Source organism: Nocardioides korecus, assembly GCF_054778395.1.
Genome location: NZ_BAAGZO010000011.1, coordinates 1 through 17,913 on the forward strand (window position 1 = coordinate 1; position 17,913 = coordinate 17,913).

A 17,913-nucleotide genomic window follows, 5' to 3' on the forward strand; every position below is an offset into this window, starting at 1 on the left:
CGCCCGCCCCGACCCGGCCGACGCACCCGGCCCGCCCGACCGGTGCGGGCGGCCAGGCCCGGCCCACCGCGACGGCCACGCCCACCGCGACCCCCACGCCGTGACCGGTCGCCCGCGGGGACGTCGCGCGAGCGCGTCCGGCCAGGCCCCGCGGGAGGCCCGCAGCCACTGGGTCCTGCTCGCCCTGGTCCTGGTCGCGGTCCTCGGGCTGCTGGTCGTGTCGGGACTGACGCACGGCCAGGTGGGCGAGGGGGCCCACGACCCCCGCTCGCCCGACGGCGGCCGGGTGCCCGCCGGGGTGGCCGGGGGCGGGCCGCTGGTCGACCCGTCCCGACCGACGTCGCCCGGCCGGCACGTCCCGGACGGTCGCGTCGTGCTCACCTTCGACGACGGCCCCGACCGGTTCACCGGACCGATCCTGGACGAGCTGCGTCGCCTCGGGGTGCACGCCACCTTCTTCGTCACCGGCGCCGCGATCGTCGACCACCCCGAGCTGGTCCGTCGGATGCGGGCCGAGGGCCACGAGGTCGGCCTGCACACCTTCACCCACCCCAACCTGGCCCAGGTGCCCGTCTGGCGGCAGCGCCTGGAGCTGGCCCAGACCCAGCTCGCGCTCGCCGGCGCCACCGGGCAGACGACCGACCTGCTGCGGCCGCCGTACTCCTCCCGGGTCGACGCCCTCACCGGCAGCGAGTGGGCGGCCGCGCGGCACGACACCGGCTACCGGCTCGTCTACACCGACGTCGACACCCGCGACTGGGCGCGTCCGGGGGTCGCGCGCATCCGCGCCGCCGCGGTGCCGCCGGGTCGCGGCACGCCCGGCGCCGTGGTGATGCTGCACGACGGCGGGGGTGACCGCTCGCAGACCGTGCGCGCGCTCCCCGGGATCGTCCACGACCTGCGGGCGCGGGGCTACCGGTTCGACACCGTCACCCAGGCCCTCGGCACGACCTCCTCCTGGCACCCGGCGACCACCTCCCAGCGGCTCCAGGGGCTGCTGGTGCGTGGGGTCGTGCGCACGGCCGAGACCACCGTAGCCGTGCTGAAGGTCGCCTTCGCCGCCGTCGCCGTCCTGGCCCTCCTGCGCACCCTCCTGCTCCTGGCGCTCGCCCGCCGGCACGCGCGCTCGCTGCGCCCGGGGGCGCGCCGGACGGAGAGCTGGCCCGCCCCCGAGGACGTCCCGGCGGGCGCCTGGCCACCGGTGTCGGTCGTGGTGCCGGCGTACGACGAGGAGCTGGGGGTCGGACCGGCCGTCCGCTCCCTGGTGGCCAGCGACTACCCCGAGCTGGAGGTGATCGTGGTCGACGACGGGTCGACCGACCGCACGGCGGCCGTGGTCGAGGAGCTCGGGCTGCCCGACGTCCGCGTCGTGCGCCGCACCAACGCCGGCAAGCCCGCGGCGCTCAACACCGGCATCGCCCTGGCCCGTCACGACGTGCTGGTGCTGGTCGACGCCGACACCGTCTTCGAGCCCTCGGCGATGAAGGCCCTGGTGGCCCCGCTCCTGGACCCCGAGGTCGGGGCCGTCTCGGGCAACACCAAGGTCGGCAACCGCGGCGGGCTGCTGGGCCGCTGGCAGCACCTGGAGTACGTGATCGGCTTCAACCTCGACCGGCGCATGTTCGACGTGCTGCGCTGCATGCCGACCGTGCCCGGGGCGATCGGGGCCTTCCGCCGCGCCACGCTCGACGACGTGGGCGGGCTGAGCAGCGACACCCTGGCCGAGGACACCGACCTCACCATGGCCGTGTGCCGCGCCGGCTGGCGGGTCGTCTACGCCCCCGAGGCGCGGGCCTGGACCGAGGCGCCGGCCTCGCTCGGGCAGCTGTGGCGGCAGCGCTACCGCTGGTGCTACGGCACCATGCAGGCGATGTGGAAGCACCGCGGCGCCGTGCTCGAGCGCGGGGCCGCCGGCAAGCTGGGCCGGCGCGGGCTGCCCTACCTGCTGGCCTTCCAGGTCGCCCTGCCGCTGCTGGCCCCGGTCATCGACGTCTCGGCCGTCTACTCGGTCCTCTTCGCCCGCACGCCCGAGATCGCCGCCGTGTGGCTGGGCTTCCTGGGCGTGCAGCTGGCCGCGGCGGCGTACGCGTTCCGGCTCGACGGGGAGCGCCTGACCCCGCTGTGGAGCCTGGTCGCGCAGCAGTTCGTCTACCGCCAGCTGATGTACCTCGTGGTGCTGCAGTCCGTGGTCAGCGCCGTCTCGGGCCTGCGCCTGCGCTGGCACGTGATGCGCCGCACCGGCGACCTGGGCTCGGTGCCCGAGGGGCTGGGCGAGGCGGTCGGGACCGGGGCCGCGCGCGAGGACGCCGCCGCGCGCGGCTGACGCACCCGGCGCGGCACTCCGGGGCCTCACGGTGCATGCCTGTGGATCGTCGTTCGACGGATCTCGCGAGGCGTCGCAGGGTGGGGTCATGCCCGACCAGCCCCAGCCCCAGCCCCGTCTCGCGCCCTCGTCCCGGCCCGACGCCCGGTCCGAACCGTGCCGCGACCTCCCGCTCCCGGGCGGCCCGGACCTCGACGAGCTCTGCTCACCCCTCCCGCTGGACCGACCCTTCACCCGCGCCGGCGCGGCCGCGGCGGGGGTCGACCGGGTCGCGCTGGAGCGCCTGCTGCGCAGCGGGTCGGTGCGACGGCTGCTGCGCGGGGTCTACGTCTCCCGCCACGCACCGGACGACGCCGTGGTCCGGGCCACGGCGGCCCGGATGGCCCTGCCGCGCGCCGGCGTCGTGGTGGACCGGACGGCCGCCTGGGTGCACGGGGTCGAGGCCGAGGTGCTCGTCAGCGCTGCGGGTGGGCCCGGTGGGCCCGTGGGTGCCGTGCCGGTGGACCAGGCGCCGCGTCGTCGCCCGGGCCGGCACCTCCTGGGTCGCGACGTGACCGGTGTGCACGGCCTGCTGGTGACCACGCCGCTGCGCACCGCGCTCGACGTCGGCCTGCACCTCCCGCCGGGCCGGGCGCTGGCCGCCATGGACGCCCTGGTGCGCCGGGGGTCGGTCACGCACGCGGAGCTGCTCGCCGAGCTGCCCCGCTTCACCGGCACCGCCGGGGTGGGCCAGCTGCGGGTCCTGGCCGCGCAGGTCGACGACCGCGCCCGGTCGGCCGCGGAGTCGGTGCTGCGGCTGCACTGGCACACGGCCCGCCTGCCCACCGCCGTCCCCGGCCTGGGGGTCGCCACCGGCACCCGGCGGGTCCGGCTGGCCCTCGGGGTCGAGGGCCGGCAGTTCGGGGCCGTGGTGTCGGGGCAGGTGGCGACCGGGGAGGTGGCGCAGGAGCACCTGCGCGCCCTGGAGCGGCTGGGCTGGCGGGTCGTGGTGCTGGAGGACCACCGTCTCCTCCACACCGACCACGACCTGTGGGTCCGCCACCTCGAGCGCGAGTTCCACCTGCAGCTGCTGGCCCAGGCGGGGTAGGCGGTCAGCGCCTCCCGGGAGGTGGGTGGGCTGCGGGGCTCAGCGGCGCCGGAGGGCGGCCAGGGTCTCGTCCGCCATGGCCTGCTCGCCGGTGGCATTGGGGTGGACCGGGTAGGCGTTGACCGGGGCCAGGGGCTCCAGCCAGCGCACGCCGGGCCCGGAGCAGGCGTCGTGGCCGGCCGAGGGGGTGAAGGTGTCGACGTAGCGTGCGCCGGTCCTGGCGGCAGCTCGCCGGACGACGCGGTTGAGCACCTTCTCCTGCGCGACGAGCCAGGGGACGTCCCCGACCGCGATGCCGCTGACGGCGGTGCACCCCAGGGATCCCGTGGGCGGGAGGATCTGCGGGTAGCCGAGGATCACCACGGTCGCGCGCGGCGCGTGGTGACGCACGGCGCGCAGCGCGCGGACCACGTTGGGGTAGGTCCTGGACCGGATCAGGTCGGTGAAGGTGCTCCCGTACTTCTGCTGGCAGGGATTGCCCGTCGGGTCGGTCGCCGTGAGCTGGGTGCAGCCGAAGAACGAGCTGGTGAAGACGTCCTCGTCGTTCCCGCCGATGGTCATGGTGACCAGGCGGGTTCGCTTGCTGAGGGCCTGCAGCTGCGGCGGCACGCCGGCGGCCTGGGAGCCGAAGAAGTCGGCGGTCTTGGCGCCGCTGCAGGTCACGTCGGTGAAGGACGCCGGGCGCGTGATCGCGGCGATGTCGTGGGCGAAGTTCAGCGTCGAGCGGCTGCACGTGGCGGGGGAGCCCGCGACGAAGGGGGCGATCCCGGCGCCGGAGGAGTAGCTGTCGCCCAGGGCGACGTAGGGCGAGGTCTTGACCGACGCCCGGGCCGCCGGGGGCGGGGTGGTCTTGGCGTCCGCGGCGGCGGTGCCGCCGAGGACGCCCGCCCCGACGAGGGTGAGACAGGCAGCGAGAGAGGTGAGGGGTCGCACGGGTCCTCCGGATCACAGGGCCGGCGCCGGTGCGCCCACCTCGGTGTGACCCACGTTACGAACACGACCGGCCGGCGTCGAGCGCGGGGGGCCCGAGCACGGTCAGCCTGGCGTCAGGCGAGCTGCTCGATCGCCTCGTGCAGCGCGAGGGTGCGCCGGGCGGACTCGACGTGGAGGTTCTCGATCATCCGGCCCTGGTAGGTGACCACGCCGGAGCCACGACCGTCCTCCCACGCCTGGAGGATCCCGCGGGCGTCCTCCACGGCCTGCTCGCTCGGGGCGAAGGCGGCGTTGGCGCCCTCGACCTGGCCGGGGTGGATCAGGGTCTTGCCGTCGAAGCCCATCTCGCGACCCTGGCGGCACTCGTCGAGGAAGCCGTCGATGTCCTTCACGTCGTTGTAGACGCCGTCCAGGATCACCTTGCCGGCGGCCCGGGCTGCGAGCAGGGAGAGCGAGAGCCCGGTCAGGAGCGGGTGGCGGCCGGGCACGTGCTCGGCGTACAGCTCCTTGGCGAGGTCGTTGGTGCCCATCACCAGCACGCTCAGGCGCTCCGAGGCCCGGGCGATCTCCTCGGCGTGCAGCATCGCGACGGGCGTCTCGATCATCGCCCACAGGGTGGTGTGCTCGGGGGCACCGTGGCGCTCCATCGCCTCGACCAGGGTGTGCACGGCCGCGGCCGAGTCGACCTTCGGCACGACCACCGCGGCGGGCCCGGCCTGGCACACGGCGGCCAGGTCGTCCTCGTGCCACTCGGTGCCGGCGGCGTTGATCCGCACGGTGAGCTCGCGGGCGCCGTACCCACCCGAGGTGACGGCGGCGCAGGCGGCCTCGCGGGCACCCGGCTTGGCGTCCGGGGCGACGGCGTCCTCGAGGTCGAGGATCAGGCCGTCGCACGGGATGGACCTGGCCTTCTCCAGCGCGCGGGCGTTGGAGGAAGGCATGTAGAGCACCGACCGGCGGGGGCGGAGCTCGGTGGCGTCGCTCATGCGCCGGCCTCCGTCCCGGCGGACCCGATGGCGTCGTACTGCTCCTTCAGGGCGGGGTCGATGGCGGCCAGCTGCTCGGCCAGGCGCACCATCACCAGGCACTGCTTGAGCGAGGCGTCGTCCTCCATCTTGCCGTCGAGCATGACCGCGCCGGTGCCGTCGCCCATCGCCTCGACCACGCGGCGCGCGTGCGCGACGTCCTCGGGAGCGGGGGAGAAGACCTTGTTCGCGATCGCGATCTGCTTGGGGTGCAGCGACCAGGTGCCGACGCACCCGAGCAGGAAGGCGTTGCGGAACTGGTCCTCGCACGCCACGACGTCGGCGATGTCGCCGAACGGGCCGTAGTAGGGGTAGATGCCGTGCATGGCGCAGGCGTCGACCATCCGCGCGATCGTGTAGTGCCAGAGGTCCTGCTGGAAGACCGGGCGCTCGGCGGCGACGTCCTCGGCGCTGGAGGACGCCGGGTCGCGCCGCACCAGGTAGCCCGGGTGGCCGCCGCCGACGCGGGTGGTCTTCATCCGGCGGTCGGCCGCCAGGTCGGCGGGGCCGAGCGAGAGGCCCTGCATGCGCGGGGAGGCGCCGCAGATCTCCTCGACGTTGACCATGCCGCGCGCGGTCTCGAGGATCGCGTGGACCAGGATCGGGCGGTCGAGCCCGGCCTTGGCCTCGAGCTGGGCCAGCAGCCGGTCGACGTAGTGGATGTCCTCGGCGCCCTGCACCTTCGGGATCATCACCACGTCGAGGCGACTCCCCATCTCGGTGACCAGGGTGGTGAGGTCGTCCAGGCCCCAGGGCGAGTCCAGCGCGTTGACGCGGGTCCACAGCTGGGTCGGGCTGTCGGGGCCGCCGAGACCCTCGGTGCTGCGCGCGATGTCGACCAGGCCCTGGCGCGCGGCGAGCTTGTTGTCGGCCTTGACGGCGTCCTCGAGGTTGCCCAGGAGCACGTCGACCGATCCGACCATGTCGGGGACCTTGGCCGCCATCTTCGGGTTGCTGGGGTCGAAGAAGTGGATCGCCCGGCTGGGGCGGGCCGGGATCTCGCGGACGGGCTGGGGGGCCCCGACGGCGAGCGGGGCGAAGAAGTCCTTGGCGCTGCGCATGGCCGGACGCTAGCAGCGTCCCGGCGTGCCCGGGGTATGACGAATCCCACCCGAGACGCGTCGCGTCGCGCGCCCCGGAGGGCGTCCCGCGCCCGGTCAGGGCACCTTCGTCGCCGCGAGCAGCGCCTTGACGATCACCGCGACGCCGGCGGCGTCGGGGTGGTCCCCGTCGGCCGCGAGCAGCGGGGTCACGTCGACGGGGTGGGCGGCCGTGCCCTTGAAGGGGTGCAGCAGGTCGACGCAGGTGTCGCCGTGCCCCACCGCCGCCGCGCAGATCTCGCGGTTGGCGGCGTCGGTGACGTCCTCGCTGAAGTCGATCTGGGCCTGCCCGACGGACTTGCGGGTCATGGCGCCGTCGGTGAAGACGTTCCAGTAGTTCGTGACCAGGACCTGGGCCGACGCGGGCACGAGGGCCTTGATCTCGTCCAGGACCGTGGACAGGCTGCGCCCCATCCGGGAGGCCAGCGCCCCGTAGCAGGTCTCGTCGCAGGTGGCCGAGCGCCACTTGTCCAGGGCGGGGTAGAGGTCGTTGGCGCCGATCGTGACCAGCACGACGTCGGCCGTGCGCAGGGCCTGCTGCTGGGACGAGTCGTCGGTGAGGTCCTTCTCCACGTCGCCGGTGACCAGGCCGCCGTCGGAGAGGTCGCTGGTCGTGACGCGGCCCGGGGTCGTGCGGGCCAGGCCGGCGGCGTACTCCTTCACGATGCCGTCGCAGTCGCAGTTGGTGCCGGCCATCACCGAGTCGCCCAGCCCCACGACGTGCCACGAGGTCGGGGAGCCCGGGGTGCTGGAGGCGGTGCCGGCGGCGGAGGTGGACGGCGTCGCCGCGGCGGTCGACGAGCTGACCCCGCAGGCGGACAGGGTCAGGGCCAGGACGAGGAGGACCGCGGCCAGGAGGGGCCGGGTCGCCCCCCGGCACGCCCGCGTCACGGGCGCCACCCTCGGCCGCTCCACACGATGCCCTGGGGCAGGTAGGCGGAGTAGTTGCGGTAGTTGTGACCGCCCTGGGGGAACTCGATGCTGCTGACGGCCGGGTCGAGGTAGGAGGCGTGCAGCATCCGCTGGGTCGAGAGCCAGGACTCGCGGTCCTGCCGCCCGGCCACGAGCAGCATCCGGGACCCGTGCAGACCGCCGAGGTGGCCGTAGAGCCACTGCGGCGAGTTGTGCTGGCGCAGCTTGCGGCGTCCCCCGAACAGGCTGCCGGTCGTGTGGTCCTGGATCGGCTGGTAGTAGCCGCCGTAGCTCACCGCCGAGCTGAACCACGCGGGGTGGGAGGTGACCAGCTTGGCCGCGCAGAATCCGCCGGTGCTCCAGCCGCCCACCGACCAGTTCCGCCCCCGCGGCTGGGTCCGGAAGTGGCTGCTCATGAAGCGCGGCACGTCGGTCGAGAGCCACGTGTCGGCCGCGGGACCGCCGGGCACGTCGGTGCACTCGGTGTCGCGGGGCGGGGAGACCATCAGGGTCGGGAACACCGCGACGAACGGCTGCACCTGGTGGTGGGCGATCAGGTTCGTGGCGTCCCGGGCGAAGCCGAACTGGGTGAAGGCCAGCTCCGGCGAGCTCGGCTGACCGGCCAGGAACATCATCACGGGGAACTTGTGGTGGGCGTACGCCGGCTCGTCGTACTGCTTGGGCAGCCAGACGATGACCTGGTCGTCGCGACCCACGGACGGGTGCCGCACCGTCATGACGACCGCGCGGCCCTCGCCGGGCGCCACCAGGTCGTGGGTGCTGATCGCGGCGCCCTGGGTGACGTGACCGGTCAGGTCGGCCCAGCTGGTGTAGAAGGCGTAGCGGTCGTTGACGTCGAGGGCGAAGGCCAGCACCGCCAGTCCCTGGGCCAGCAGCGCCAGGACCAGGACGGGCACCCCGCGCAGCAGCAGCCGCCGCCCCCGCCCGGGCCGGCGCGTGCCGAGGACCGCCACCGCGACCGCGGCGAGCACCGCCACCGCGGCGCCGAGCACCGCCAGCACGAGCAACGGACGTCCTGTCAGCGCGAGCATCGTCGAGCACCTTCCTCAGGCGGACGGGGTCGGGAGCGGCCCCGTGGCCGTGTCGGCCCTCGGCGACGCTAGGAACGTCGCGCTGTCTGCGACCTGACACCGCAGCCCTCCTCGGGGTTCCCTTCGCCACCTCTCAGGCCCTTCTTGGACTGGGGGCGATTCCTGCGTGGGGGGAGTGGGTACCCGGAGGACCTCAACACCCTGTCTATCCCTGGAAGAGGACCTTCGTGACCGACCTGAGCTTCACCATCCCCGGCCTGACCCCCGAGCAGGGCTCCCGTGTCGTGGAGCTGCTCCAGCACCGGCTGGCGGCGTACAACGACCTCCACCTGACGCTCAAGCACGTGCACTGGAACGTCGTGGGACCCAACTTCATCGCGGTCCACGAGATGCTCGACCCGCAGGTCGAGCTCGTGCGCGGGTACGCCGACGAGGTCGCCGAGCGCATCGCCGCGATGGGCGGCTCGCCCGACGGCACCACGGCCGGGATCGCCAACGTGCGCAGCTGGGACGACTACAGCCTGGGTCGCGACACCGTCGACGCCCACCTGGCCGCCCTCGACCTCGTCTACAACGGCGTCGTGGCCTCCAACCGCGAGGGCATCGCCGAGGCCGGCGACCTCGACCCGATCACCGAGGACCTGCTGATCGGCCAGACCGCCGAGCTGGAGAAGTTCCAGTGGTTCATCCGCGCCCACCTCGAGAGCGCCGGCGGCGCCCTGCGCCACGAGGGTGCCAGCAGCGAGACCGAGGCGGCCGACGCCGCTCGCTGAGCGCCGCCGGAGGCCGTCGAGCGCGGCCTCCGACCCGTTCCCTGCACGGGCCTCCTCCGGAGCGACTACGTTCCGGGTGGAGGCACCGTGCAGACCCACCACCGTCGGACCACCCGCCGCGATCCTGTCGACCAGGCTCGCCGCGGGTGGTCCCGCGCGTTCGTGCTCGCGGTCGTCGCCGTGTCCCTCGCCGCCCTGGGGCCGGCCCTGACCCCGGCGAGCGCCGTGGCCGCGACGGCTCCCGGCCCCCGTGCGGAGTGGGTCTGGACCCGTCCGAGCCCCCGGACCCTGGTCGACCAGGCCCGGACCAACGGCGTCGGCGAGCTCTTCCTCGCCGTCCCGCCCGCCCTCGGGTCCTCACCGGACCTGGCGTGGGTCCGGTCCGTGGCCGACCGCGCCCACGCCGTCGGCATCCGGGTCGCGGCCCTGGGCGGCGACCCGGGGTGGATCGACGACCCGGGCGCCGGCGTGGCCTGGGCGCAGTCGGCGCAGGCGACCGGCCTCTTCGACGGCCTCCACGTCGACGTCGAGCCCTGGGTGCGTGCCGACTGGACCTCGAACCGCACGACGGTCGTGACCGGCTACCTCGAGGTGCTGCGCCGGCTCCAGGAGGTCGCCGCCGTGCCGCTCGAGGCCGACGTCGCCTTCTGGCTGGACACCGTCACCACCTCGGACGGGCGCGCGCTGGACGACGCGGTCGCCGGCCTGGTCGACGCCCTGACCGTGATGAGCTACCGCACCAGCGCCACCGGCCCCGACAGCATCACCGGCGTCGGGGCCCGCGCCCTGGCGACCGGGGCCGCGCACGGCATCCCCGTGCGACTGGCCGTGGAGACCCACGACCTACGTCCCGACCCCGACTGGGCCAAGCAGACCTTCTACGGCCAGCGCCGCTCCACCATGGCAGCGGTGATGGCCGCCGTCGACCGCGCCTCGGCCGGCGCCCCGGCGTACCGCGGGATCGCGGTGGAGGACCACGCCGGCTGGGTCGCGATGCGCCCCTGACGCGTCCCGGCTCAGGCCTCGACCTCGGAGCCGTCGCCGGCCCAGAGGGTGTGGAAGGTGCCCTCGCGGTCGGTGCGCTCGTAGGTGTGGGCGCCGAAGTTGTCGCGCAGGCCCTGGATCAGTGAGGCCGGGAGGCGGTCGCGGCGCAGCGCGTCGAAGTACGACAGCGAGGACCCGAACGCCGGCACGGGGATGCCGGCCGCGGTCGCGGTGGACACGACCCGGCGCCAGCCCGCCTCGCCCTTCTTCAGCGCGTCGGCGAAGTACTCGTTGGTCATCAGCGTGGTCAGGTCGGGCTCGGCCTCGAAGGCCTCGCGGATGCGGTCCAGGAACTTGGCCCGGATGATGCAGCCGCCACGCCAGATCGTGGCCATGTCGCCGGGGGAGACGTCCCAGTCGTGCTCGTTGCTGCCCTCGACGATCTGGTCGAAGCCCTGCGCGTAGGCCACGATCTTGGCGGCGTACAGCGCGGAGCGGACGTCCTCGACGAACGCGTCCTCGTCCTCGACCTGCGGGGCCTCGGTGGTCTGGGAGAAGACCGCGCGGGCGGCCTCGCGCTGGGCGGTGTGGCCCGAGACGCTGCGGGCGAAGGTGGCCTCGGCGATCCCGGTGACGGGTACGCCGAGGTCGAGCGCGCTCTGCACCGTCCAGCGGCCGGTGCCCTTCTGCTCCGCCGCGTCGCGCACGACGTCGACGAACGGCTGGCCGGTCGCGGCGTCGGTGTGCTTGAGCACCTGGGCGGTCATCTCGATCAGGAAGGAGTCGAGGTCGCCCTCGTTCCACTTCTCGAAGGTGGAGGCCAGCTCGGCCGGCTCCGTGCCGAGCACGGTGCGCAGGACGTCGTAGGCCTCGGCGATCAGCTGCATGTCGGCGTACTCGATGCCGTTGTGCACCATCTTGACGAAGTGGCCGGCGCCGTCGGGCCCGACGTGCGTGGCGCACGGGGTGCCGTCCACCTGCGCGGCGATGTCCTCGACGATCGGCCCCAGGGTCTCGTAGGCGTGCTCGGACCCGCCGACCATGATGGAGGGGCCCTCCAGCGCGCCGACCTCGCCGCCGGAGACGCCCATGCCGACGAAGTGCAGACCCTTCTCCTGGAGCGCCTCCTGGCGGCGCAGGGTGTCCTCGAAGTGGGCGTTGCCGGCGTCGACGACGATGTCGCCCTCGTCGAGCAGGGGGGTCAGCTCGTCGATGACGGCGTCGGTGGCGGCACCGGCCTTGACCATGATGATCACGGCGCGGGGCTGCTTGATGCTGGCCACGAAGTCGGCCATCGACTCCGACCCGACGAACGCGCCCTCCTCGCCGTGGGCGTCGAGGAACGAGGTCATCTTCTCGGTGGTGCGGTTGTGCACCGCGACGGTGCGGCCGTGGCGCGCCATGTTGCGTGCGAGGTTGCTGCCCATCACGGCCAGGCCGGTGAGACCGATGTCGGCGGTTGCGTGCTCAGAAGTCATGCTCCCGACCCTAGGGCCAGGGTGGGAGCGCCGGCACCGGGACCTCGGAGGGCTCCGCACGGGTCAGGGCGAGACCAGGCGCCCCAGGGCGAGCCGGGCCACCGGCAGGTAGGGCAGCACGACGACGGCCGGGCCGCTGACGCGCAGCCACGTGCCCGACCCGGAGCCGCGGGCGACGACGCCGTGGTCGAGGTGCAGCGTGACCGGGCCGAGGTGGGCGCGCCAGGTCCACTCGCGTCGGGCCTCGTCGACGTGCTCGACGGTGAACGGCACGGGCAGGGTCGGGCGGGGGAGCAGGCCGGCGCGCACGGTCCCGGTGGTGCCGGTCACCAGCCGCGGGGTGGAGCGCTCGACGCGCTGGATCTGGGGTGACCAGGTCGACCAGAGGTCGGGGTCGGCGTACCGCTCCCAGGCGCTGTCGACGTCCAGGCTGCCGTGCGTCTCCAGGGTGAGGGTGACCATCCCACGACGCTAGTCCGGGACGCCTGGGCCGCCCCGCTAGGTTGGCACGACCACCGGCCACACCGAGGAGACCGATGACCCGCTTCAGCGCGAGCAACCGCTCGAGCGCCACCCTGCAGTCCTCGCGCGGCGACGTGTGGAAGGCCCTGACCGACCCCGACCTGCTGCCGAGGCTCACGCCCTACCTGCAGCGCATCGACGTCGACGGCGACCGGTGGACCTGGCACGTCACCCGGATCCCGATCCTGGGCAAGTCCATCGGCAGCACCTTCACCGAGGTGATGACCTTCGACGAGCCGAACCACATCGAGTACCACCACGACCCGGAGCGCAGCGAGGAGCAGACCGAGGTCGAGGGCAGCTACGACCTCGAGGACGCGGGCTCCGGGTGCCGGGTCTCGATCGACCTCACCGTGACCGTCGAGCTGCCCTTCCCCCGCGCCATGCGCAAGCCGGTCGAGGGCACCATGAGCACCGTGATGGCCGGCATGGGCAAGGTCTTCGCCCGCAACCTGCTGCGTCACCTGGGCGAGCGATGAGGATCCTGGTCCTGGGCGCCACCGGCTACGTCGGCTCCCGTCTGGTCCCCGCCCTGGTCGAGGCCGGTCACGAGGTCGTCGCCGCCTCCTCCTCCGAGCCCGACCCCAGCCGCTTCTCCTGGGGCGAGGACGTCGAGTGGCGCCGGTGCGACGTCACCGACCCCGAGGCTGTCTCCGGCGCGCTCGAGGACGTCGAGGGCGTCTGCTACCTGGTGCACTCGCTGAACATCCGGGCCTTCGAGGACCGCGACCGCCAGGGTGCCGAGATCGTCCGCGACGCCATCCCCGGCACCGGCGTGCGCCGCGTGGTCTACCTCTCCGGCCTGGTGCCGGACCTGCCCGAGGACCAGCTCTCGCGGCACATCCACTCCCGGCTCGAGGTCGAGCAGGTGCTGCTCGAGGCCGCCACGGACGACGTCGCGGTGGTCGCGCTTCGGGCGGGTGTGGTCATCGGCGCCGGCTCCACGTCCTTCGAGGTGATCCGCCAGCTGGCCACGCTCCTGCTGGTGCAGCCGGTGCCGGGCTGGCTGCGCCACCGCGTGCAGCCGATCGCGGTCACCGACGTGCGCCGGGCGGTCGTCGAGATGTTCGCCTCCGACGACCTGCGCGGCGCCGTCGACATCGGTGGCCCCGACGTGGTGCCGTACGCCGGGTTGATGGGCGAGGTCTCCCGGGCCGCGGGCCTGCTGCGCCTGCGCGTCCCCACGGTGCCGGTCCCGGCGCCGATCGTCAGCCTCGGTGCCGCCCTGATGACGGCGGCGCCGTTCTGGACCGTGGCCTCGCTGATCGAGAGCCTCAAGGACGACATGGTCTGCCGCGAGGGACACACCTGGGAGCCGGCCGACGGGCCGCCGCTGCTGGGCGTGCGCGAAGCGATGACCCGGTGCTTCGCCGAGCCGGGCACGGTGCCCGAGGCCGCCGAGGCCAGCGACCCCGGCTGGACGCGGATGCGCGCCCCCGTGCTCGACGAGCTGAGGGCCCCGGCCACGGTCCGCGCCGGGGCCAGCCTGGCGCTGCACCGGGTGCGCGCCGTCCTGCCCTCCCGGGGCTGACCCCGGGCGCGGGGGGCGCGGTCAGGCCTGCGGGCCCCGGTCGCGCACCTGCTGCACGCTCGTCATGGCCTCCCGCAGCTCCTCGAGCCACTCCTCGGTGTGCTGGCCCACCAGGCGCACGCACCAGGCCAGGGCGTCGGCCCGGCTGCGGGCGACCCCGGCCTCGACCAGGGTGTCCAGGATGCGTCGCTGGGGCTGCCGCAACCGGGTCATGACCGGCACGGCCAGGTGGGTCCACACGGTCTCGACCGGCCCGCACTCCGCGCCCCAGGCCACCTTGCGCTCGAACCGGTGCTCGGCCTCCCGGGCGATGGCGATGCGCTGCTCGCGGGTGTCCTCGCGGAAGCGGGAGAGCCGGCCCCGCGCCGCCTCGGTCGCCGCGGCCCCGTCGTCCGCTGCTCCGTCGGGGACCGCGAGCGTGCCCACGATCGTGATCTCCTCCCGGTCCACCGTGACCCGGGCGGGGCCGGTGAACCAGTCGTCGGGGAGTCGTCCCAGCACCCAGCCGGTGACCTGACCCGTGATGTCCTCACTCATGTCCACTCCTTCGCCGTAATGAAGTAATTATGTAATCAGCGAGGGAGATCGGCAAGGGCCTCTGCCGTGGGCAGAACTGCCACCGGCAGAAGCGCTGGGACTCCGTCGGCGGGGTCGGCACGGTGGAGGGACCCACCCCAGGAGGTCCCGTGACCACACCACTGCTCACCGTCGGCTCGCTGGACGACCAGCTGGCCGCGCGGCTGCTGCACCAGCGCATCGTCCTGCTCGGTCAGGAGGTCGACGACGTCGTCGCCCGACGTGTCTGCGCCTCGCTGCTGCTGCTGTCCGCCGAGGACCCGCGCCGCGACATCAGCCTCCACATCAACTCCCCGGGCGGGTCGGTCACCGCCGGGCTGGCGATCCACGACGTGGTGCGGCTGATCCCGAACGACGTCAGCACCCTGGCGCTCGGGCTGGCGGCGGGCACGGCGCAGCTCCTGCTCTCTGCCGGTACGCCGGGCAAGCGGTTCGCCCTGCCGCACGCCCGCGTGATGGTGCACCGGGGCTCGGCCGGTGACGGCACACCGGGCGACCTCGGGATCCAGGGGGAGGACCTCGAGCACACCAAGGGCGTGCTGGTGGGGCTGATCGCCGAGCACACCGGCCAGCCCGTCGAGCGGGTCGAGCAGGACGCGTCGCGCGGCCGGTGGTTCACCGCGGAGCAGGCGCGGGACCACGGGATCGTCGACGAGGTGCTGCTCGACCTCGCCCCGGTGACCCCGATGGGCACGGGCCGTGCCGTGGGGCTGGGGGTGCGGGCGTGAGCTCGCGCACGATCCCCGGCGTCCGGGACCGTCCGCGGGCGGCTGCCTGGGGCTCCGGGGCTCGCCTCAGGCGGCCAGGGCCAGCGGCGCCGACGAGCGGGCGCCTGGCGCCAGGTCGCGGGTGACGCGTGCGGTGAGGTCCACCAGGCGCAGGCCGAGAGCTCCGGCCACCGCCCCGAGGATCTCCGAGCTGGGTTCCTTGCGGCCCCGCTCCACCTCGGAGAGGTAGGGCAGCGAGACGCCCGACCGCGAGGCGACGTCGGCCAGGGTGCGGTCCTGGCGGCGGCGCTCCGCGCGCAGCGCCCGGCCGACGGCCTCGCGCCACAGCGGCTCGGCGGGGGCGGGCCCGACGGGCTCGGTCCCCGACCGGTCCGCCGAGGGACCGGGCCGCACGTCGACGATGTCTCCCATGACCCGACGGTAGGCCCAGGACGGCGCACGTCCCAGGCGCGTTCGCCGCCGGCGTAACCGGCACGCCGGCGCCCGGACCAGGACCCGCGTGGGTCCCTACGCCTGCGGCGAGCGGCTCAGCCGGGCGCGCAGCGCGCGAGCCGGCTGGTCGTCGTCGAGCCGGGTGGCCTCGGCCCGCAGGGCCTCCGGCAGGTCGGCGATCCGCTGACCGGGCACGAGCACGGGCGCGTGCCCCAGGGGCAGGATGGTCCACCCGGTCGCGAGGGCCACCTGCACGAGGACGTCCCAGACCGTCTCGCCGCGCAGGTCGCTGAAGACGGCGGTCCCGCTGCTGCTGCGCTCCTCGAGGCCGAAGACCTCCCCGCCCCCGTCGGGGGTGACGATCCGCCCCCGGCCGAAGCGGTCGAGGCCCTCGGGCAGGTAGGGACCGAGCACCGCCAGCGCACGCTCCCGGCCCTCGTGGCCGTCGTGGCCCTCGACGAAGTGCTGGAGCAGGACCTCGACCGTCACGGGCGACAGGATGCCGGGTGCGGTGGCAGACCGACCTCGACTTCTCCGATCGTGGCGGCTCCCCGCCAACGACCAGGTCAGCGGGGCGCTCGTCCACCTCGATCCCGGCGTCCGGGGTCGGTCCGTCTCACTCCTGCGCGAGGTCGACCAGGTCGGTGGACTCCTGGGCCAGGCGGTCGGGGTCGATCTCCTGTCCCACGATCCGGCGCACGTCGTCGATGGCGTCCCAGTCGTTGGCGTGCATGCCGGCCACGACCTGCCGGCCGCGCAACCACCAGGCGGTGAACGCGGGCGACTCGGCCGACGAGGTGTCGCCGCGCACGACCACGCGGTCGAAGCCCTCGGGGCCGGGGGAGCCGACGTACTCCATGCCGAAGTCGTACTGGTCGGTGAAGAAGTAGGGCAGCGCCGTGTGGGTCTCGTCGCCGCCGGCCAGGTTGTGGGCCGCGACGGTGCCGTGCTGCTGGGCGGTGTCCCAGTGCTCGACGCGGACCGGACGACCCAGCACCGGGTGGTCGGCGTTGGCCACGTCGCCCGCGGCGAACACGTGCGGGTCGCTGGTGCGCAGCCGGGCGTCGGTGCGGATGCCGTCGTCGATGCGCAGGCCGGCCGCTCCCGCGGGCTCGACGACGGGCTCGGCGCCCACGCCGACGACCACGAGGTCGCAGCGGACCGCGTCGCCCTCGCGCAGGCTGACCAGGGCCCCGTCGCCGGAGCGCTCGACGCCGGTGATGTGGACCCCCGTGCGCAGGTCGACCCCGTGGGCGCGGTGCAGCCGGGTGAAGACCTGGGCGACCTCCTCGCCCAGCACCCGCAGGAGCGGGTGCGGCGCGGACTCGAGCACGGTCACCTCGGCGCCGCGGCTGCGGGCCGCGGCCGCCACCTCGAGGCCGATCCATCCACCGCCCACGATCGCGATGCGAGCCCCCTCGTGCAGCTGCTCGCGCAGCGCCAGCGACTCCTCGAGCGTGCGCAGGTAGGCGACGGGCGCGCCGCTGCCGTCGGCGACCGGGAAGGCCTTCGAGCGCGAGCCGGTGGCCAGCAGCAGCCGGTGGTAGCGCAGCGACTCGCCGCCGACCAGGACGGTGCGGGCGGCCAGGTCGATCGCCGTGGCACGCGTGCCCAGGCGCAGGTCGACGTCGTGGTCGGCGTACCAGCCCTCGTCGTGCAGCAGCGGGTCGGTCTCCTCGGCCTCGCCGAGCAGCAGGTCCTTCGACAGCGGCGGGCGCTCGTACGGCGGCCTCGACTCGTCGGTGACCAGCACCACCGGGCCGTCGTACCCCTGCTCGCGCAGCTCGGTGACGGCGGTGCCGGCGGCCACGCCGCCTCCCACGACGACGATCGGCTCGGACGTCCCGGAAGACTCGGACACGGTGCGCTCCCTCCACGGACCGTCGCTCGGTCCTCGTGGCCCCGAACCTAGCCCCGGCCTGGTGGCGTGGGGCACGCTCCCGGCCGGGCCCGGACCGGGGGGTCGTGGCTCTGGCAGGGTGGGCCCATGACGCAGCGCGACGTGCGGGTGCGACCCGTCGAGGTGGGCGACCGCGAGGCCTGGCGCGAGCTGTTCGCCGCCTACCGGCAGTTCTACGAGGTGCCCGACGACGGCGCCGTCCTGAACCGCGTGTGGGGATGGCTGCTCGACGACGACCACGAGGTGCACGGGCTGGTGGCCGAGGTCGACGGCGTCGTGGTCGGCCTGGCCCACCACCGCCTGTTCAGCCGGCCCTCCCGGGGAGCCCGGGGGCTCTACCTCGACGACCTGTTCACCTCCCCGGACGCCCGTGGCCGTGGCGTCGGCCGCGCCCTGCTGGCGCGGCTCGCCGAGCTCGCTCGGGAGCAGGGCTGCGACCGGGTCCGCTGGATCACCGCGGAGGACAACGCCACCGCCCGCAGGCTCTACGACGACGTGGCTCAGCGCACGAGCTGGGTGACCTACGACCTCGAGGTCTGAACCGGTCGGGCGACGGG

At 74.4% G+C, this 17,913-nt stretch carries 19 protein-coding genes; 8 read left to right on the forward strand and 11 right to left on the reverse strand.

All coding sequences use genetic code 11. The features are described from left to right. A partial coding sequence (locus ACYVDA_RS18570) for a bifunctional polysaccharide deacetylase/glycosyltransferase family 2 protein (protein WP_460819981.1) occupies positions 1 to 2,323 on the forward strand: 2,323 nt, incomplete at its 5' end. 88 nt (positions 2,324 to 2,411) lie between these two features. Further along, a complete protein-coding gene (locus tag ACYVDA_RS18575) occupies positions 2,412 to 3,410 on the forward strand; it encodes a type IV toxin-antitoxin system AbiEi family antitoxin domain-containing protein (RefSeq protein WP_460819982.1) in 999 nt (332 codons plus the stop codon). 39 nt (positions 3,411 to 3,449) lie between these two features. Here ACYVDA_RS18575 and ACYVDA_RS18580 read toward each other — a convergent pair whose 3' ends face one another. The 5 genes from ACYVDA_RS18580 to ACYVDA_RS18600 all read right to left on the reverse strand — a co-directional run bounded on the left by ACYVDA_RS18580 (position 3,450) and on the right by ACYVDA_RS18600 (position 8,432). Then, positions 3,450 to 4,343, reverse strand: a complete 894-nt coding sequence (locus ACYVDA_RS18580; RefSeq protein ID WP_460819983.1) for an SGNH/GDSL hydrolase family protein — start codon at positions 4,341 to 4,343, stop codon at positions 3,450 to 3,452. A 113-nt stretch (positions 4,344 to 4,456) separates the two neighbouring features. After that, positions 4,457 to 5,329, reverse strand: a complete 873-nt coding sequence (locus ACYVDA_RS18585; protein WP_460819984.1) for an HpcH/HpaI aldolase/citrate lyase family protein — start codon at positions 5,327 to 5,329, stop codon at positions 4,457 to 4,459. Beyond that, a complete protein-coding gene (locus tag ACYVDA_RS18590) occupies positions 5,326 to 6,429 on the reverse strand; it encodes an HpcH/HpaI aldolase/citrate lyase family protein (RefSeq protein ID WP_460819985.1) in 1,104 nt (367 codons plus the stop codon). Before ACYVDA_RS18590 ends, ACYVDA_RS18585 begins: the two co-directional genes overlap by 4 nt. A 96-nt stretch (positions 6,430 to 6,525) precedes the next feature. Continuing rightward, positions 6,526 to 7,359 carry an SGNH/GDSL hydrolase family protein gene (locus tag ACYVDA_RS18595; RefSeq protein ID WP_460819986.1) on the reverse strand — a complete coding sequence of 278 codons (834 nt, stop codon included), beginning with the start codon at positions 7,357 to 7,359 and terminating at the stop codon, positions 6,526 to 6,528. Next, entirely contained in the window at positions 7,356 to 8,432 is a 1,077-nt protein-coding gene (locus ACYVDA_RS18600) for an alpha/beta hydrolase (protein ID WP_460819987.1), read from the reverse strand. Before ACYVDA_RS18600 ends, ACYVDA_RS18595 begins: the two co-directional genes overlap by 4 nt. A gap of 227 nt (positions 8,433 to 8,659) precedes the next feature. Here ACYVDA_RS18600 and dps point away from each other — a divergent pair, with 227 nt between their 5' ends. Continuing rightward, on the forward strand, positions 8,660 to 9,205 hold the full coding sequence (gene dps, locus ACYVDA_RS18605) for a DNA starvation/stationary phase protection protein Dps (protein WP_460819988.1): 546 nt from the start codon (positions 8,660 to 8,662) through the stop codon (positions 9,203 to 9,205). Between the two features lie 87 nt (positions 9,206 to 9,292). Beyond that, a complete protein-coding gene (locus ACYVDA_RS18610; RefSeq protein ID WP_460819989.1) occupies positions 9,293 to 10,210 on the forward strand; it encodes a hypothetical protein in 918 nt (305 codons plus the stop codon). A gap of 11 nt (positions 10,211 to 10,221) precedes the next feature. Here ACYVDA_RS18610 and gndA read toward each other — a convergent pair whose 3' ends face one another. Together gndA and ACYVDA_RS18620 are read right to left on the reverse strand one after the other, a co-directional pair. Further along, positions 10,222 to 11,667, reverse strand: a complete 1,446-nt coding sequence (gndA, locus tag ACYVDA_RS18615) for an NADP-dependent phosphogluconate dehydrogenase (RefSeq protein WP_460819990.1) — start codon at positions 11,665 to 11,667, stop codon at positions 10,222 to 10,224. 63 nt (positions 11,668 to 11,730) lie between these two features. Continuing rightward, positions 11,731 to 12,129, reverse strand: a complete 399-nt coding sequence (locus tag ACYVDA_RS18620; RefSeq protein ID WP_460819991.1) for an SRPBCC family protein — start codon at positions 12,127 to 12,129, stop codon at positions 11,731 to 11,733. A 74-nt stretch (positions 12,130 to 12,203) separates the two neighbouring features. On the opposite strand from ACYVDA_RS18620, the gene ACYVDA_RS18625 reads away from it, so the two are divergent. Next, complete coding sequence (locus tag ACYVDA_RS18625; protein WP_460819992.1) at positions 12,204 to 12,668, forward strand: SRPBCC family protein; 465 nt, start codon at positions 12,204 to 12,206, stop codon at positions 12,666 to 12,668. Further along, entirely contained in the window at positions 12,665 to 13,720 is a 1,056-nt protein-coding gene (locus ACYVDA_RS18630) for an NAD-dependent epimerase/dehydratase family protein (protein ID WP_460819993.1), read from the forward strand. Before ACYVDA_RS18625 ends, ACYVDA_RS18630 begins: the two co-directional genes overlap by 4 nt. Positions 13,721 to 13,741: 21 nt before the next feature. Here the strand turns inward: ACYVDA_RS18630 and ACYVDA_RS18635 are convergent, their stop codons facing one another. Next, positions 13,742 to 14,257, reverse strand: a complete 516-nt coding sequence (locus ACYVDA_RS18635) for a hypothetical protein (protein WP_460819994.1) — start codon at positions 14,255 to 14,257, stop codon at positions 13,742 to 13,744. 149 nt (positions 14,258 to 14,406) lie between these two features. On the opposite strand from ACYVDA_RS18635, the gene ACYVDA_RS18640 reads away from it, so the two are divergent. Next, positions 14,407 to 15,024, forward strand: a complete 618-nt coding sequence (locus ACYVDA_RS18640) for a ClpP family protease (RefSeq protein ID WP_460819995.1) — start codon at positions 14,407 to 14,409, stop codon at positions 15,022 to 15,024. A 66-nt stretch (positions 15,025 to 15,090) separates the two neighbouring features. Here ACYVDA_RS18640 and ACYVDA_RS18645 read toward each other — a convergent pair whose 3' ends face one another. The 3 genes from ACYVDA_RS18645 to ACYVDA_RS18655 all read right to left on the reverse strand — a co-directional run bounded on the left by ACYVDA_RS18645 (position 15,091) and on the right by ACYVDA_RS18655 (position 17,317). Next, entirely contained in the window at positions 15,091 to 15,435 is a 345-nt protein-coding gene (locus ACYVDA_RS18645; RefSeq protein WP_460819996.1) for a helix-turn-helix domain-containing protein, read from the reverse strand. Positions 15,436 to 15,531: 96 nt separating this feature from the next. Next, positions 15,532 to 15,945 (reverse strand): hypothetical protein, encoded by a 414-nt coding sequence (locus ACYVDA_RS18650; RefSeq protein ID WP_460819997.1) that lies wholly within the window; start codon positions 15,943 to 15,945, stop codon positions 15,532 to 15,534. A gap of 127 nt (positions 15,946 to 16,072) precedes the next feature. Beyond that, positions 16,073 to 17,317, reverse strand: a complete 1,245-nt coding sequence (locus ACYVDA_RS18655; protein ID WP_460819998.1) for an NAD(P)/FAD-dependent oxidoreductase — start codon at positions 17,315 to 17,317, stop codon at positions 16,073 to 16,075. Between the two features lie 126 nt (positions 17,318 to 17,443). On the opposite strand from ACYVDA_RS18655, the gene ACYVDA_RS18660 reads away from it, so the two are divergent. Further along, a complete protein-coding gene (locus tag ACYVDA_RS18660) occupies positions 17,444 to 17,896 on the forward strand; it encodes a GNAT family N-acetyltransferase (protein WP_460819999.1) in 453 nt (150 codons plus the stop codon). The last annotated feature ends 17 nt before the right edge of the window (positions 17,897 to 17,913 follow it).

Coding starts and splice junctions, on each gene's coding strand:
- ACYVDA_RS18575 (WP_460819982.1), top strand. CDS start 2,412: ATGCCCGACCAGCCCCAGCCCCAGCCCCGTCTCGCGCCCTCGTCCCGG.
- ACYVDA_RS18585 (WP_460819984.1), bottom strand. CDS start 5,329: ATGAGCGACGCCACCGAGCTCCGCCCCCGCCGGTCGGTGCTCTACATG.
- ACYVDA_RS18590 (WP_460819985.1), bottom strand. CDS start 6,429: ATGCGCAGCGCCAAGGACTTCTTCGCCCCGCTCGCCGTCGGGGCCCCC.
- ACYVDA_RS18600 (WP_460819987.1), bottom strand. CDS start 8,432: ATGCTCGCGCTGACAGGACGTCCGTTGCTCGTGCTGGCGGTGCTCGGC.
- gndA (WP_460819990.1), bottom strand. CDS start 11,667: ATGACTTCTGAGCACGCAACCGCCGACATCGGTCTCACCGGCCTGGCC.
- ACYVDA_RS18620 (WP_460819991.1), bottom strand. CDS start 12,129: ATGGTCACCCTCACCCTGGAGACGCACGGCAGCCTGGACGTCGACAGC.
- ACYVDA_RS18625 (WP_460819992.1), top strand. CDS start 12,204: ATGACCCGCTTCAGCGCGAGCAACCGCTCGAGCGCCACCCTGCAGTCC.
- ACYVDA_RS18630 (WP_460819993.1), top strand. CDS start 12,665: ATGAGGATCCTGGTCCTGGGCGCCACCGGCTACGTCGGCTCCCGTCTG.
- ACYVDA_RS18635 (WP_460819994.1), bottom strand. CDS start 14,257: ATGAGTGAGGACATCACGGGTCAGGTCACCGGCTGGGTGCTGGGACGA.
- ACYVDA_RS18645 (WP_460819996.1), bottom strand. CDS start 15,435: ATGGGAGACATCGTCGACGTGCGGCCCGGTCCCTCGGCGGACCGGTCG.
- ACYVDA_RS18660 (WP_460819999.1), top strand. CDS start 17,444: ATGACGCAGCGCGACGTGCGGGTGCGACCCGTCGAGGTGGGCGACCGC.